11 protein-coding genes are annotated in these 15,441 nt (G+C 65.4%); 5 read left to right on the top strand and 6 right to left on the bottom strand.

The annotated features are described in order from the left end of the window. Window position 1: 1 nt before the first annotated feature. Window positions 2-1,687, bottom strand: a complete 1,686-nt coding sequence (locus ACVWY3_RS03485) for a GspE/PulE family protein (RefSeq protein ID WP_456843283.1) — start codon at window positions 1,685-1,687, stop codon at window positions 2-4. A 228-nt stretch (window positions 1,688-1,915) separates the two neighbouring features. Between ACVWY3_RS03485 and gspD the strand changes: the two genes are divergently transcribed. Beyond that, window positions 1,916-4,210, top strand: a complete 2,295-nt coding sequence (gene gspD, locus ACVWY3_RS03480; protein ID WP_456837197.1) for a type II secretion system secretin GspD — start codon at window positions 1,916-1,918, stop codon at window positions 4,208-4,210. 86 nt (window positions 4,211-4,296) lie between these two features. After that, entirely contained in the window at window positions 4,297-4,893 is a 597-nt protein-coding gene (locus tag ACVWY3_RS03475; protein ID WP_456837196.1) for a prepilin peptidase, read from the top strand. Between the two features lie 200 nt (window positions 4,894-5,093). On the opposite strand, the gene ACVWY3_RS03470 is transcribed toward ACVWY3_RS03475, so the two are convergent. From ACVWY3_RS03470 to ACVWY3_RS03450, 5 genes are all read right to left on the bottom strand, one after another. Next, window positions 5,094-5,639 (bottom strand): tetratricopeptide repeat protein, encoded by a 546-nt coding sequence (locus ACVWY3_RS03470; protein WP_456837195.1) that lies wholly within the window; start codon window positions 5,637-5,639, stop codon window positions 5,094-5,096. Between the two features lie 155 nt (window positions 5,640-5,794). Further along, on the bottom strand, window positions 5,795-6,592 hold the full coding sequence (locus tag ACVWY3_RS03465) for an enoyl-CoA hydratase/isomerase family protein (RefSeq protein WP_456837194.1): 798 nt from the start codon (window positions 6,590-6,592) through the stop codon (window positions 5,795-5,797). A gap of 42 nt (window positions 6,593-6,634) precedes the next feature. Next, complete coding sequence (locus ACVWY3_RS03460; RefSeq protein ID WP_456837193.1) at window positions 6,635-7,834, bottom strand: pyridoxal-phosphate-dependent aminotransferase family protein; 1,200 nt, start codon at window positions 7,832-7,834, stop codon at window positions 6,635-6,637. 229 nt (window positions 7,835-8,063) lie between these two features. Then, on the bottom strand, window positions 8,064-9,347 hold the full coding sequence (locus ACVWY3_RS03455; RefSeq protein WP_456837192.1) for an MFS transporter: 1,284 nt from the start codon (window positions 9,345-9,347) through the stop codon (window positions 8,064-8,066). A gap of 55 nt (window positions 9,348-9,402) precedes the next feature. Continuing rightward, on the bottom strand, window positions 9,403-10,605 hold the full coding sequence (locus ACVWY3_RS03450; RefSeq protein ID WP_456837191.1) for a pyridoxal-phosphate-dependent aminotransferase family protein: 1,203 nt from the start codon (window positions 10,603-10,605) through the stop codon (window positions 9,403-9,405). Window positions 10,606-10,738: 133 nt separating this feature from the next. Here ACVWY3_RS03450 and ACVWY3_RS03445 point away from each other — a divergent pair, with 133 nt between their 5' ends. The 3 genes from ACVWY3_RS03445 to ACVWY3_RS03435 all read left to right on the top strand — a co-directional run bounded on the left by ACVWY3_RS03445 (window position 10,739) and on the right by ACVWY3_RS03435 (window position 14,978). Beyond that, window positions 10,739-11,476 carry a GntR family transcriptional regulator gene (locus ACVWY3_RS03445; protein ID WP_456837190.1) on the top strand — a complete coding sequence of 246 codons (738 nt, stop codon included), beginning with the start codon at window positions 10,739-10,741 and terminating at the stop codon, window positions 11,474-11,476. Window positions 11,477-11,581: 105 nt separating this feature from the next. Then, complete coding sequence (locus ACVWY3_RS03440; protein ID WP_456837189.1) at window positions 11,582-14,557, top strand: FAD-binding and (Fe-S)-binding domain-containing protein; 2,976 nt, start codon at window positions 11,582-11,584, stop codon at window positions 14,555-14,557. Beyond that, window positions 14,550-14,978, top strand: coding sequence for a GlcG/HbpS family heme-binding protein (locus ACVWY3_RS03435; protein WP_456837188.1), 429 nt, complete (start codon window positions 14,550-14,552; stop codon window positions 14,976-14,978). Before ACVWY3_RS03440 ends, ACVWY3_RS03435 begins: the two co-directional genes overlap by 8 nt. Window positions 14,979-15,441 lie beyond the last annotated feature (463 nt).

The raw sequence follows: 15,441 nt of genomic DNA, 5'->3' as shown, positions 1-15,441 counted from the left end.
TCTAGCGCACCGTCGTGACACGGAAGACCTCGGGCACGGTTGTGAACCCGGCCCGGCATTTGGCGACCGCATCTTCCAGCATCGTGGTCATGCCGCCACGCATCGCAGCGGAATCGATGGAGTGGGAGTCAGTCTGCGGCCCGATCAGCCCGCGCACCTCGTCGGACATTTCGAGGATCTCGAACACGCCGTTGCGGCCGCGATAGCCGGTGCCGCCGCAGCGCTCGCAGCCGCCAGCCTCGTGCACGACCTCGCCGCACTTGAAACCGATCACCGCAAAGCGCGGGTCCTTGGCAAGGTCGACCTCGGTCAGCGTGTGCGGCACCTTGCAGCGGTCGCAGAGCATGCGCACCAGGCGCTGCGCCACCACGGCGCGCAAGGTGGACTTAAGCAAGAACCCCTCGATGCCGAGATCGATCAGGCGCGGCACGGCCGCGGCCGCCGTCTCGGTGTGCAGCGTCGTCAGCACGAGATGGCCGGTCAGCGCGGCATGGATGGCGATATGGGCGGTCTCGGCGTCGCGGACCTCGCCGACCATGATCACGTCGGGGTCCTGGCGCACGAAGGCACGCATGGCCGAGGCGAAGGTCAGCCCGATCGACGGCTTGACCTGGGACTGGTTGATGCCCGGGATCTCGTACTCCACGGGATCCTCGATGGTGAGGATCTTGCGTGTCGGCTCATTCAAGATCGACAGCATGGTCGCAAGCGTCGTGGTCTTGCCGCTGCCGGTCGGCCCGGTGATGACGATCATGCCGTGCGGCATCGCCAGCATCCGCGTCATCGCGCCCTCGTCGCGCGCGCCGAGCCCGAGCTTGCTCATCTCTAAGAGGCCGCGGTCGCGCGGCAAGAGACGGATGACGGCGCTCTCGCCATGCTGCGTCGGCATGGTGGCGACGCGAACGTCGATCTCGCTGCGTCCGGCGCGAACGCGCGCGGCGCCGTCCTGCGGTAGACGCCGTTCGGCGATATTGAGGCTGGCGAGAATCTTGATGCGCGAGATCAGCGCTTGCGGCGGGATGCCTTGCGGCGACGGCAGCGCGCGCAGCAGGCCGTCGACGCGCATGCGCACCGTGAGCCCGGCGCGGAATGGCTCGACATGGATGTCGCTGGCGCGCAAGTCCACCGCGCGCTCCAGGAGATCGTTGAGCGCGCGCACCACAGGTGCGCCGCTGGCGAGATCGCGCAGGCTCTCGATGTCATTATCGGACTGCTGCTGCAGCCGAACGCCTTCGTCCGCACTTGTTTCGGCTGCGCCGGTCCTTTGGTCGAGAGCTGTCGTAATATCTTCATACGACGCGACGACAATGTCGACCCGCGTGCCGAAGACAATCTCGGCGGCGCGGATGGCGGCGGCATCCAAAGGATCGGCAATCGCTATTCCATAAGTTCCGCTCGAAGAGCGGAATGGAAATATGGTCGATTCCCGCAGGAATCTATGTGAGAAGCCGTCGAGGCAAGGCGTGATTGACAGTAACTGCGGAAGACCCAGCCGCGGCAGCCGAAAATATTCCGAGACCTCGTCCGCAAATTCAGCTGACGAAAGCTCCATTCTCTCCCACAGCTCGCGAAGCGACCGACCGGATCGGGCATCTGTCGGACCAACAGGGTGCGCAAGCGTACGTGACGGTAACGCGTGCTTTGCAAGAAGATGCTGTTTGAAGGTGTCGACCGCGACGTCTTGCATGTCCTTCACCGCACCGCGCTTCTTGGCAACACGTCCATCTGGCCTGCTCACGACCATGGAGTCCACGATAGGTTTACTAGCAAGAAATGGCAGCGACGCAAATTTCGGCGCATACGATCCATGACGGATCAGACACATTTTTCGGCCACTCGAAGCGGCACTCGTCATATTTCATTCAAACTACTCCAGCCGCTTTTGCGCCTCCGCACAGCGTTGCCTGGAGCGCTCATGCTCTTGTCGTCTGCTTTCCTGCTCGGCGCCTGCATCGTCACCGCCGACCAATCCATCGAAGCCGATCCAAAAGATCCGCGCGCCCAGGACATTGCCGACAAGATCCGCTCGCTCGACCTGCAGCCGCGGCAACCCGCCGACGCCGGCGCAAGCGGCATCGGCCAGCCGAAATCGTCCAAGCCCGCGATCTATCTCGGCGATGATGCAACGCCGCAGGGCAGTGCTGTGGCCGAGCGCGATGATGGCGGCGGCAGCGGCTACGATCTCAACTTCGAGAACGCGCCGGTGGCGACTGTCGCAAAGGTCATCCTCGGTGACGTCTTGAACGTCGGCTATACGATCGACCCGCGCGTGCAGGGGACCGTGACGCTGGCCTCGGTGCGCCCCGTGCCCAAGGCGGATGCGCTCTACGTGCTGGAGAACGCGCTGCGCATGTCCGGCGTAGCAATGGTGCGCGACCGCACCGGCTATCGGCTGCTGCCGGCGCCGGAGGCAGGCCCCGGCGGCGTCGACCGCGCCAACGTCGCGGCAGGCCAGGGCATCTCGGTGGTGCCGCTGCGCTATGTCTCGGCCCAGAACATCTTCAAGCTGCTCGACGCCTTCGGCGTCAAGGCCTCGACCATGCGTCCCGACAACGCCCGCAACACCCTGATCGTCAGCGGCAGCGGCTCCGACCGGGCGACAGCCGTCGACACCATTCTCTCCTTCGATGCCGACTGGATGCGCGGACAATCCGTCGGCATCTTCCCGGTGCACAATTCCGCGCCGGAGCCCGTCATCAGCGAGATCGAGAAGATCATGGATTCCGGCGAAGGCGGAATGAGCCAGAACGTAATCAAGCTGCAGGCGATCGCACGGCTCAATGCGATCCTCGTGGTGAGCCAGAAGCCGGAATATCTGAAGCGCGCGCAGACATGGATCGCGCGGCTCGACCGCTCCGACACCGACGGGGTGAACCTGAAATCCTATCCGCTGCGCTACGGCAATTCCAAGGTGATCGTGGCGATGCTGAACGACATGCTGCTCAACCAGGGCTCAGCGAGCAGCTCGACGCTCGACAGCGCCTCGAGCCAGATCTCGCCCGGCTCGGGCATGTCGACGACGACGTCGTCCTCAACCAACCCCGTCGCCTCACTGAGCGCATTGCCGACCGCCGCTGCCGGCGCCACCACGCCGGTCAGCGGCCCCGCCGGCTCGGCGTTCAGCGCCCGTCCCGCTCCGGCCGCCTCGGTGACGCCGGCGCAGGACACCGGCCTCGGCGGCGGACTGTCGGGCGGCGGCGGTGCGAAGCCCGGCGCCAACAGCATCCTCCAGAACGTGCGGATCACCGCCGACGTCACCAACAACGCCGTGCTCGTCTACGCCAACCAGGACGCCCAGCGCATCGTCGAGCAGACCATCCGCCAAATCGATCGACCGCAGCGCCAGATCGCGATCGAGGCGACCATCGCCGAGGTGACGCTGAACAATCAGCTGAACTACGGCGTGCAGTTCTTCCTGGCGAGCCAGAAGGGCTCGATCTCCAACACCATCTCGGGCATCAGCAACAGCGCCACGATCGGCAGCAACACAGAGCCGGCGAGCAACGCGGTCAACGCCGCCGCCGGCGCCCTGCTCGGGCGCGCTTTGCCTGGCTTCAATTTCCTGATCGGGTCGGAAAACTCGCCGCGCGTCGTGCTCGATGCGCTGCATAACGTCACCGACGTCAAGGTGCTGTCGAATCCCTCGCTGGTGGTGCTCGACAACCAGGCTGCGACTTTGCAGGTCGGCGACCAGGTGCCGTTCTCGACCGGCACCGCGACGGTGCTGACCGCCAACAACACCGTGGTCAACACCATCGACTACAAGAACACCGGCATCATCCTGCGCGTGCTGCCGCGCGCCAATGCCAACGGCAACGTCGTGCTCGACATCGAGCAGGAGATCTCGAGCGTCGCTGCCGGCAGTGCCAACTCGCTGACGCCGACGATCTCGCAACGCCGGGTCAAGAGCTCGATCGCGGTGACGAGCGGGCAGACCGTGCTGCTGGCCGGCCTGATCAGCGAGACCGAGAACAGGCAGCGCCAGGGCATTCCGATCCTCGATTCGATTCCCGGCATGGGCGATGCCTTCTCGCATCAGACCAACATGCGAGCCCGCACCGAGCTGATCCTGTTCATCCGGCCGACCGTGATCAAGGACGGCGTCGATGCGCATGTCATCGCCGAGGAGATGCGCACCAAGATGAACAGTCGCCTGGTCGGGACCAGCAATCCCGTGGTCACCGTGAACCCGCCCAAGGCGGCACGCTAGCGCATGATCCGGGCAAGCGCGCCGCGGCTTTCCCTCGCGACAAACGCGGAACGCGTTTGCACGGAGATCATGCCCAGACCACAACCGTGACGGATCAGGTGGCGGACGACGAGATGGGCCCTTCGCTCGCACTCGCCATCGCTCTGCTGCTGGGCGTGTTCGCGAGCCTCGTCACCGTGCCGGGCGCGGAAGGCCTCTACGGCGCCTTCCTGGCCGCGCTGATGCTGGCGATCGCGGCGAACGATGCCCGCCACTACCTCATTCCGAACGAGCTGACGGGCGCGGCTTTCGCCCTCGCCCTGCTGCGCGCCGGCGCGTCCGTGCCCGACATCGGGATCGAGGCATTGCTCTGGCCGCTGGCACGCGCCATGGCGGTCGCGCTGCCGCTGCTGCTGCTGATGCTGGTCTACCGCTACTGGCGCGGCTGCGACGGGCTCGGGCTCGGCGACGTCAAGCTTGCGGCGGTGTGCGGTGCCTGGCTCGATCTTGCCACCGTGATTGTGGTGATCGAGCTTGCGGCGCTGCTCGCGATCGGCGCCTATGTCGGCAACGCCGCGCTGCAAAGGAAGCGGCTGCGCGCGACCGCCTTCCTGCCGTTCGGGCTGTTCCTGGCGCCGGCGATCTGGATCGGTTGGCTGGGCGAGACCTGGTATGTGAACTGGCTCGGCGGCTGGCCGCGCTAAGGTGTGACAACCGCCATTGGCCGCCGGCCCGTACAAAAGTTCGAAAACAACCCCATGCACAGTAGACGGCGACAGCTTTATCAATGACCTAGCGGCCCTTGCGGGGCACGTTCGGATCTTACGAAAAAAATTTGACACGTCGGGCAAAACACTGGCACAATGCCACCATGGCCACCGCGCGCCAGGGGGAATATCCGCGATCAGTGCTCGCGGCTCGGCGCCCATTCCAGCGCCCGCAACCGGGCCTGCGCGATCTCTCCGCGCGTCATCTTGGTGGTGACGGCATCGCGGATCCGGGCCCGGGATTCACGCACCGGCGGCGGCGCGGCGGCCGTAGACAGGTTGAGCCATTTGGAGGCCTCGACGATGTCCTGCGGCACGCCCTGGCCGCGGTCATAGAGCAGGCCGAGGGAGTATTGGGCGCGGCTGTCGCCCTGCTCCGCCGCGCGACGGTACCACATGGCGGCTTCCGAGTAGTTCATCGGCACGCCGCGGCCGGTCTCGAACAGGAAGCCGAGATAGGTTTGCGCCGGCGCATTGCCGCGCTCGGCGAGCGGAATGAAGATGCGGGAGGCTGTGACATAGTCCTGGCGCTGGAACGCGACGACGCCCTGGCGGAACGACTGGGCGTGGGCACCGGTGACACCCACAAGCAGCCAGCCGGCGACGCCGAGCGACATGAGCATGTGTCGCAGCGGCCGCCGCCGGATGCGCGCAGCCTGATCGGCCCCAATTTTCCTCATCATGCAGCATCCTCGCCTATCATGCGGTCGCAGGCTATTCCGAACACATGACAGAATCCCTACGCCTCGTGATGCAATGCTGCACCTTGCCCGCGATACGGTGATGCCGATGTCACGATGCCGCACATCGCGCGGCGCAAGATAGCGCGGGAGGCGCGCTATTTGCCCTTCCAGACCGGCGCGCGCTTGTTGAGGAAGGCGTCCATGCCCTCGCGGAAGTCCTCGCTCATATAGGCCTTGAGGATCAGATCCTCGCCCTCTTCGCGCGACAGCGTGCGGCGGATGCGGCGCACCGCTTCCTTGGTCGCTTCCAGCGTGAGCGGCGCGTGGCTGGCAACGAGCTTGGCGGTCTCGTCGGCGCGCCGCTGAAGCGTCTCGACGTCGGGCACGACCTCGTTGAGCAGGCCGAGCGCGAGCGCTTCCGGCGCCTCGACGAGGCGCGCCCTGAAGATCAGATCCTTGGTGCGGGCCGGTCCCACCAGCGCGACGACGCGGCTGATGTTGGACATCGACAGGCAATTGCCGAGCGTGCGCGCGATCGGAAAGCCCATCCGCGTCGTCTCGGTGCCGATACGGAGATCGCAGCAGGCCGCGATCCCGGCGCCGCCGCCGGTGCAGGCGCCGGCAATCGCCGCGATCACCGGCACGCGGCATTGCTCCAATGTGCCGAGCACGCGGTCGATACGGGCCTCGTAGTCGAGCGCGTCCTGCGCGGTCTTGAACGCACGAAACTGGGAAATATCGGTGCCGGAGGCAAATGCCTTGTCGCCGGCGCCGGTCAAAATCAGCGCCTTGATCGAACGATCGACGTTGATCTCCTGGCAGATCTCCGCCATGCGGTCATACATGGCGAATGTCATGGCGTTGCGCGCCTGGGGGCGGTTGAAGGTGATCCGCGCGATGCCGTCGGTGACGGAGTAGAGCAGGTCTTCGTTGGCAGTCGCAGGTAGGTTCATCGCGCGCTCACTTTCTTAAATTTGGTTCAGGCTGCCTGAACCTTAAGCCACCTGAGCCTTGGTCATCGGCACCACATCGCGTCCCTTCAGGACGTCCATGGCCGCCAGCACGCCGCCGCTCCGGTGTGGCATCTTTGCAAGATCGAGGCCCATCTCGACGCCGGCAAGCGTGCCCATCAGCATCAGATCGTTGAAATGGCCGATATGGCCGATGCGGAACACCTTGCCCTTGACCTTGTTGAGGCCGGTGCCGAGCGACATGTCGAAATTCTCCAGCACCACCTTGCGGAAGGCGTCGGCGTCGAACCCTTCCGGCACGCGCACGCCGGTCAGCGCCGGCGAATGCGCGGCGGGATCGGCGCACTGCGTCTCGAGGCCCCAGACCTTGACCGCAGCGCGCGTCGCCGCGCTGTGACGCTTGTGGCGGGCCCAGACGTTCTCGAGGCCCTCCTCCTCCAGCATCTTCACCGCTTCGCGCAGGCCATAGAGCAGATTGGTCGCGGGCGTGTAGGGGAAGGTGCCGAGCTTGTTGAAGCTGATGACCTCCTGCCAGTCCCAATAGGAGCGCATGCCCGGATTGGCCTTGGCGACGTTGAGCGCCTTCTCCGAGACCGCGTTGAAGCCGAGGCCCGGCGGCAGCATCAGGCCTTTCTGCGAGCCCGCGACCGAGACGTCGATGCCCCAGGCGTCGTGCTCGTATTCCATCGAGCCGAGGCCGGAAATGGTGTCGACCATCAGCAGCGCCGGGTGCTTCACCCGGTCGAGGATCTTGCGCACCTCCAGGGGCGGCGTCACGCAACCGGTCGAGGTCTCGTTGTGCACGACGCAGACCGCCTTGATCTTGTGCTGCTTGTCGGCGGCAAGGCGCGTCTCGATCTCGGCGAGGTCGGCGCCATGGCGCCAGTCGCTCGGGATGAAGTCGACGTCGAGCTTGAACTTGTCGGCGATGCCGCGCCACAGCACGGCGAACTGGCCGGTCTCGCACATCAAGACCTTGTCGCCGGGGGCGAACACGTTGACCATCGCCGCTTCCCAGGCGCCGGTGCCGGACGAGGGGAAGATGATCACGGGCTGCTTGGTGCGGAACACGCGTTGCATTGCGGCGAGGACGGCGAAACCGAGCTCGGCGAACTCCGGACCGCGATGATCCAGCGTCGGCATGTCCATCGCCCGCAGCACGCGGTCAGGCACGTTGGTCGGTCCTGGAATCTGTAGGAAATGCCTTCCAGTATGCACGGTCATCGGCGTCCTTCCCGGTCTAGCCTTGATTTTGGTGGCCGCCGAATAGCACCATTTGACCGGCTTGTCCCCTCTCCTAAAGGCCTCTCCCATGCATAACCGGCGGACCTCCGCCGCCCTATTTCCAGAGCGTCATGGCCGGGCTGTCCCGGCCATCCACGTCTTACCCATGGGACGAAGAACGTGGATGCCCGGGACAAGCCCCCGGCACGACGGGCAATTGTGAACGCCCCTATTCCGCAGCCACCACCCGGCCTGAGGGCACGCGACCCTCGGCCTCCGTGAACGGGCGTTCTGGATGCATCAGGAAGGCCGAGACGCCGCCGAGCAGTAGCAGGCCCATCGACATCAGGAACGGCAGGTACCAGTTGCCCGTCATGTCGATCACGAAGCCGGCAACCAGCGGCGATACAATGGCGGCGAAGGCCGAGCCGGTGTTCATGATTCCCGACGCGGTGCCGGAATATTTCGGGGCGATGTCCATCGGGATCGACCACATCGGGCCAATCACGAGCTCGGCGCAGAAGAAGCCGGCCGACAGGCACAGCGCTACGACGGTGATGTCGTGGACGAACAGGATCGGAAACAGCGAGAGCAGCGCCCCCGTAAACCCTGTTACGGTGACGCTGAGCCGCGCCAGGCGGACATTGCCGGTGCGATCGAGGATCTTGTCCGAGAGAACACCGCCGACGCTGTCGCCGACCACACCGGCGAAGAACACGCCCGAGGCGAACAGTGCCGAGTTCTTGATGTCGAGATTGTAGTTGTTCTTGAAGAACAGCGGCAGCCAGTTCAGGTACAGCCACAGGCACCAGCCGTAGCAGAAATAGGTCAGCGTCACCGGCCACATCCGCCCGAGCAGTGGGCCCCAGGGCACGCGCGGCCGCTCGCCGCTCGGGCGCGGCGGCAACGCTGCGAGCTCGGCCTCAGTGATCGAGGCGTGGTCCTTCGGCTCGTTGCGGAAGTACCAGACCCAGATCACGCCCCAGATGAGGCTGACGAAGCCGAGCACGACGAAGGCGCCGCGCCAGGTCAGCCATAGGATCAACAGCGCCACCACCGGCGGCGTCACCGCATTGCCGAGCCTGGCGAAAGAATGGGTCAGGCCTTGCGCGAAGCCGCGGCGGTTTGCCGGCGTCCAGTATTGCATCGCGCGCGTCGCCGTCGGGAACGTCGCGCCCTCGCCGAAGCCGAGCGCGAAGCGTGCGACGAACAGCGCAGCGAGACCGTTGACGAAGCCGGTCATTATGGTGGCGACCGCCCAGATCATGCCGCACCAGAACAGCGTCTTGCGCGGCCCGAAATGATCGCCGACCCAGCCGCCGATCACCTGGAACAAGAGGTAGGGATAGGCGAAGGCGGAGAAGACGAGGCCGAGCTGGGTGTTCGACAGACCCAGCTCCTTCTGGATCTCGCTCGCGGCGGTGCCGATGTTCACCCGGTCGACATAGGTGATGAAATACATCGCGCAGAGCATCGCCAGCACGATATGCGTCGCCTTGAATCGAATTGCCATCTCCACCCCTCCCTGATTGCTTGTTGTGATTGTCAGCCGCGTGTCCCGCGCAGCTTTAAGTGCCGACCACTTTCAGATGCGGCGACGCGTTGCCCTCTGGGCGCTGCTCCAAGAGCTTCATCGCAACATCGACGCCGCCGGAGCGGTGCGGCACGCCGGCAACCGAGAGACCCATCTCGACGCCGGTGAGCGCGCCGAGCAAGGTCAGCGCATTGCATTCGCCGAGATGACCAATGCGGAAGACTTTTCCGGCGACCTTCGACAGACCGGAGCCAAGCGACATGTTGTAATTGTCGAGCACGACCTTTCTGAACTGGTCGGCATCATGGCCCGGCGGCATCAGCACTGCCGTGAGCACCGGCGAGAACTCTGACGGCTCCTGGCAGAGCACTTCGAGGCCCCAATGATTGACGGCGGCACGCGTTGCGGCCGCCAGCCGCTGATGCCGCGCGAACACGTTGTCGAGCCCCTCCTCGAGCAGCATCGCGATCGCCTCGCGCAGGCCGTAGAGCAGATTGGTCGCCGGCGTATAGGGGAAGAAGCCCCTGGCATTGGGCTTGAGCATCTCCTCCCAGTCGAAATAGGAGCGCGGCATCTTGTTGGTCTTGGACGCAGCCAGCGCCTTCTCCGAGATCGCGTTGAAGCCGAGGCCGGGCGGCAGCATGAAGCCCTTCTGCGAGCAGCTGACGCTGACGTCGACCTTCCATTCGTCGTGGCGGTAGTCGACCGAGCCGAGCGAGGAAATGGTGTCGACCATCAGCAGGGCCGGATGTGCGGCGCGATCGATCGCGGCGCGGATCTCGGCGATGCGGCTGGTCGCGCCGGTCGAGGTCTCGTTGTGCACGACCATGACGGCCTTGATCGCGCGCGCCTTGTCCTCGGTCAGCTTTGCTTCGATCACGGCGGGGTCAGCGCCGCGGCGCCAGTCGCCCGGCACGAAATCGACCTCGATACCGAAGCGGCCCGCCATCTGCCGCCACAGGGTGGCGAAATGGCCGGTCTCGACCATCAGCACCTTGTCGCCCGGTGACAGCGTGTTGACGATCGCAGCCTCCCAAGCGCCGGTCCCCGAGGACGGAAAGATCACGACCGGGCCTTGGGTCTGGAAAATCTTCCGGCTGCCCTCGAGCACGGTCCTGCCGAGCTCGCCGAACTCGGCGCTCCGGTGGTCAATCACCGGCATGTCCATCGCGCGCAGGACACGCTCGGGGACCGGGCTCGGGCCCGGAATCTGAAGGAAATGGCGTCCCTGATGCATGAAAACCTCCCTGTCGGCGGATTCTGGCCGGCTCCGGAGGCTATTTTGCATTCATTTTTTGTCATTTCAATCGAAATCTGGTATGCGATCGTGGACGTCGACGCGACTGACCCGGCAAACTACTGTGCTGCAAATGAAATCCACGATTCCCGATACCGGGGTTCCGATCGCCCCACCGGCTGGCAATGGCGGCGACCGTCAGGAGGCCTCGCTTCACGGCGAGATCCTGCTGCGGCTGCGCGACTACGTGGTCGAGGGCAACATCCCGGAAGGCGCGCGCGTTCCCGAGCGGCAACTCTGCGAGATGCTCGGCATCTCCCGCACGCCGCTGCGCGAGGCGCTCAAGGTGCTCGCCGCCGAGGGCCTGATCGAGCTGCTGCCCAACCGCGGCGCGCGGGTGCGACAGCTCAGCCAGCGCGACCTGGAAGAACTGTTCGACGTCATGGCGGGACTGGAGAGCCTCGCCGGGCGCCTCGCCTGCGAGGCCATTACGGATACAGAAATCACCGCGATTGAGCAGCTGCACTACGAGATGTACGGCCACTATCTGCATCGCGACATGCACGGCTATTTCCAGACCAACCAGCGCATCCACGAGAGCATCGTCGCAGCTGCACGCAACGACACGCTGAAGACGGCCTACGCCAATTTCGCCGGCCGCATTCGCCGCGTCCGCTACTCCGCCAACTTCGCCCGCAAGCGGCAGCGCTGGGCCGAGGCGATGCGTGAGCACGAGGCCATCCTCGATGCGCTGCGCCGGAGAGCCGCCAGCGAGCTCAGCGACATCCTGTTCCAGCACCTGCGCAACAAGCGGACGGCCGCGATCGAGCACCTGACCGAGCCCCAAGAGGACGCACCAGCTTCGCCCTAGGGGCGGCCGGCTTGCTCATTTTGAATTCATAATATAATCGGTCAAAAGCCATAATGAATAACTCAGCAAGGCCTGAGCCTCGCTGGGGCAGTCCGGGAGTCAGGAATGACAAACGCCTCCTCGCTCGAACGGCGCCTGCGGTCGGAAGTGACCGGCGACGTCCTGTTCGACCCCTTCAGCCGCGGCCGCTACGCCACCGACGCCTCGTTCTATCAGATCATGCCGGCGGGCGTGGTGGTGCCGAAGACCATGGGCGAGGCCTTGAGGGCGCTGGCGATCGCCCGCGACGAGGGGCTGAAGGTCACCCCGCGCGGCGGCGGCACCTCGCAATGCGGCCAGACCGTCAATGACGGCCTCGTGGTCGATCTCTCGAAGCACCTCAACCGCATCCTGTCGCTCGACGTCGAGGGCCGCACCTGCATGGTCGAGCCCGGCATCGTGCTCGACGACCTCAACCGCCAGCTCAGAAAGCACGGCCTGTGGTTTCCGGTCGACGTCTCCACGGCGTCGCGCGCCACCATCGGCGGCATGGCCGGCAACAATTCGTGCGGCGGCCGCTCGCTCCGCTACGGCACCATGCGCGGCAACACGCTGTCGATGGAGGCCGCGCTCGCCGATGGCACGCTGAGCCGTTTCGGCGAAGTCTCGCGCGATCTCTCCGACGTCGAGGTGCCCGACAGCACCCGCGCGCTGTTCCGCGACATGCTCGATCTCGGCAGCCGCGAGGCCGATGAGATCGCGGCGCGCTTTCCAAAGGTGCAGCGCCGCGTCGGCGGCTACAATCTCGACGCCCTGGTGCCGCGCAATGCGCCGAACAACATGGCGCATCTGCTGGTCGGCTCGGAAGGCACCCTCGCCTTCACCACCAAGGTCGAGCTGAAGCTGTGGCCCGTCATCCGCAACAAGGCGCTCGGCGTCTGCCATTTCGGCAGTTTTTACGAGGCGATGGATGCGGCGCAGCACCTGGTCAAGCTGAAGCCGATCGCGGTCGAGCTGGTCGACCGCACCATGATCGCGCTCGGCCGCGATATCGCGATGTTTCGCCCGATCATCTCCGCTGCGATCAAGGGCGATCCGGATGCGGTGCTGGTGGTCGAGTTCGCTGAAGAAGATCAGGCGGACAACCTTGTACGTCTCAAGCAGCTCACCGAGCTGATGGGCGACCTCGGCTTCGGCTGGAACAACGAGCCGCGCAAATGGGGCGGCGTGGTCGAGATCACCGAGCCGGCGCTGCAAAGCGGCATCGCCGATTTCCGCGCTGCCGGCCTCAACGTCATGATGTCGATGAAGCAGGAGGGCAAGCCGGTCTCGTTCGTCGAGGACTGCGCCGTGCCGCTGCCGCACCTCGCCGACTACACCGCGCGGCTGAACGAGGTGTTTGCCGAGCACGGCACCAGCGGCACGATGTATGCGCACGCCTCCGAGGGCTGTCTGCACGTGCGGCCCGTGTTGAACCTGAAGCTGGAGAAGGACGTCAAGGCGATGCGCGCCATCGCCGAGGAGGCTTTCGCGCTGGTGCGCGAGTACAAGGGCTCGCATTCCGGCGAGCATGGCGACGGCCTGGTGCGCTCCGAATTCCACGAGACGATGTTCGGCAAGCGCCTTGTCGCCGATTTCAGGGAGGTGAAGCAGCGCTTCGATCCCGACGGCGTGCTCAATCCCGGCAAGATCGTCGATGCGCCCAGAATGGACGATCGCTCGCTGTTCCGCTTCAAGCCCGACTATCGCGTTGGCGAGCTGAAAACAAAACTCGACTGGTCCGCCTATCCCGGCGCCGGTGGTGGTTTCCAGGGCGCGGTCGAGATGTGCAACAACAACGGCGCCTGCCGCAAGCTCGAGGGCGGCGTGATGTGCCCGTCCTATCGCGCCACGCGCAACGAGAAGGACGTCACGCGAGGGCGCGCCAACACGCTGCGGCTCGCGATATCAGGCCAGCTCGGCCCCGATGCGCTCGCCTCCGACGAGATGATGGAGACCTTGAAGCTCTGCGTCTCCTGCAAGGCCTGCCGCCACGAATGCCCAACCGGCGTCGACATGGCCAAGATGAAGATCGAGGTGCTCGCCGCGCACGCCGCAAGCCACGGCCTGACGCTGCGCGACCGCCTGGTCGGCTACTTGCCGCGCTATGCCGGCCTAGTCGCGCGCTTCGCGCCGCTGGCGAATTGGCGCAACCGCAGCCCGCTGCTGCGAAAGCTGTTCGAGCGGTTTGCCGGCATCAGCGCACGCCGCGCCCTGCCCGCCTTCCGTAGCGACGTGTTCGTGCCGCCCGCTGATAGCGTCGGTCCGGAAAGCGGCCGTGAGGTCGTTCTGTTCGCCGATACGTTCAACCGCATCTACGAGCGCGAGAATCTTGACGCCGCGCTCCGCGTGCTCGCGGCCGGCGGCTATCGCGTGCACATGCCAAGGCCCGCGAGCGGCAGCCGCCCGCTCTGCTGCGGCCGCACCTTCCTCTCGGCTGGTCTCGTCGATGAAGCGAGGGCCGAGCTCGACCGGCTCGTCGCGGCCTTCGCGCCCTTCGCCGCGCGCGGCGTGCCGGTCGTCGGCCTCGAGCCGAGCTGCCTGCTGACGCTGCGCGACGAGCTCGGCTCGCTGCGCCAGGACAACGACGCCAAGGCGATCGGCGCCCACGCGCTCACCTTCGAGGAGTTTTTGGTGCGCGAGGCCGAGGCCGGCCGGCTGCAATTGCCACTCGGCGCCGTCGCTGACAAGGCCATGGTGCACGGCCATTGCCACCAAAAATCCTTCGGTGCCTTTAAGCCGGTCCAGCAGGTGCTGCGCCTCGTCCCCGACCTCACGGTCGAAACCATCGAGTCCAGCTGCTGCGGCATGGCCGGCGCCTTCGGCTATGGTGCGGACACCTATGATGCCTCGATCGAGATGGCCGAGCTGTCGCTGCTGCCCGCGGTGCGGCGCGCGGACCAGAGCACGCTGGTTGTCGCCGACGGCACCTCCTGCCGGCACCAGATCCATGACGGCGCCCAGCGCGAGGCGCTTCACGTCGCGCGCGTGCTGGCGATGAGCCTCGACCGCGCCGGAACCAATTCCACTTCAACCGCTGCAAAGGAAAACAGCCATGGCTGAGCTCACGCTCGACACCGCCCGAAAGATCCTCGACGCCGCCTTCGCAAAATCCGTCGAGCTGAAGCTGAAGCCGCTGGTCGTCACCATCCTGGACGCGCGCGGCGTGCTCAAGATCGCGGCGGCGCAGGACGGCACCAGCCTGATGCGCGCCGAGATCGCGCACGGCAAAGCCTATGGCGCACTCGCCATGGGCATGGGCTCGCGCGCCCTGTTCCAGCGCGCGCAGGAGCAGGCCTATTTCATCGACGCAGTGAACACGATTGCCAGGGGCGCGCTGGTCCCTGTCCCCGGCGGCGTGCTGATCATGGACAGGATGACTCTGCTCGGCGCCGTCGGCGTCTCGGGCGACACCTCCGACAATGATGAGGCCTGCGCGGTGGCTGGCATCCAGGCGGCCGGGCTGAAGGCCGACGCAGGTTAGCCCCAACCGGTCTTGCTAACTGGAGCAGGGATTCCGGTTTTGGCAGGTTTTTGATTCAAGATGCTGGCTGGAACGGAGTCCAGCATCCGATGACCCGACCTCTTTCCCGGCCGAACTCGGTTGCCGGACAATGCCAGCCGGGCTCAGCCGGCCGAGGCTGGTAGTCACCCCTCCGGACGGTTTGCATGCTGGGCGAAGCGGTCAAACTCCATTTATTGATGTATGCCGGAACCTCACCATAGCCGCCATCCCTGATCCGCCGCCCCCTTCCTCCGTGATTGCACCGCACAACGGGAATTTCTGGCAAATTCGTCGAATCAGCAGCAGGCTATTGATACCAAGTGCCCGGAGGGCGCAGCATGTTGGGCGGACTGCTCATCAGTCTCGCAATGTGGGGAATGCTGATGTGCGCGGTGCTGAAGCTTGCGACACTAGTAGCGTAGCGGCTATCAGACTCTAACTA

The sequence above is a fragment of the Bradyrhizobium sp. USDA 4486 genome, from assembly GCF_054057995.1.
Note: the sequence above shows the minus strand (reverse complement) of the source record. Positions and strands in the feature narration are given on the sequence as shown.

Bases quoted from the DNA above. Each gene is read 5' to 3' on its own strand.
- ACVWY3_RS03485 (WP_456843283.1), bottom strand. From the start codon at position 1,687: ATGCAAGACGTCGCGGTCGACACCTTCAAACAGCATCTTCTTGCAAAG.
- gspD (WP_456837197.1), top strand. From the start codon at position 1,916: ATGCTCTTGTCGTCTGCTTTCCTGCTCGGCGCCTGCATCGTCACCGCC.
- ACVWY3_RS03470 (WP_456837195.1), bottom strand. From the start codon at position 5,639: ATGATGAGGAAAATTGGGGCCGATCAGGCTGCGCGCATCCGGCGGCGG.
- ACVWY3_RS03465 (WP_456837194.1), bottom strand. From the start codon at position 6,592: ATGAACCTACCTGCGACTGCCAACGAAGACCTGCTCTACTCCGTCACC.
- ACVWY3_RS03460 (WP_456837193.1), bottom strand. From the start codon at position 7,834: ATGACCGTGCATACTGGAAGGCATTTCCTACAGATTCCAGGACCGACC.
- ACVWY3_RS03455 (WP_456837192.1), bottom strand. From the start codon at position 9,347: ATGGCAATTCGATTCAAGGCGACGCATATCGTGCTGGCGATGCTCTGC.
- ACVWY3_RS03450 (WP_456837191.1), bottom strand. From the start codon at position 10,605: ATGCATCAGGGACGCCATTTCCTTCAGATTCCGGGCCCGAGCCCGGTC.
- ACVWY3_RS03445 (WP_456837190.1), top strand. From the start codon at position 10,739: ATGAAATCCACGATTCCCGATACCGGGGTTCCGATCGCCCCACCGGCT.
- ACVWY3_RS03440 (WP_456837189.1), top strand. From the start codon at position 11,582: ATGACAAACGCCTCCTCGCTCGAACGGCGCCTGCGGTCGGAAGTGACC.
- ACVWY3_RS03435 (WP_456837188.1), top strand. From the start codon at position 14,550: ATGGCTGAGCTCACGCTCGACACCGCCCGAAAGATCCTCGACGCCGCC.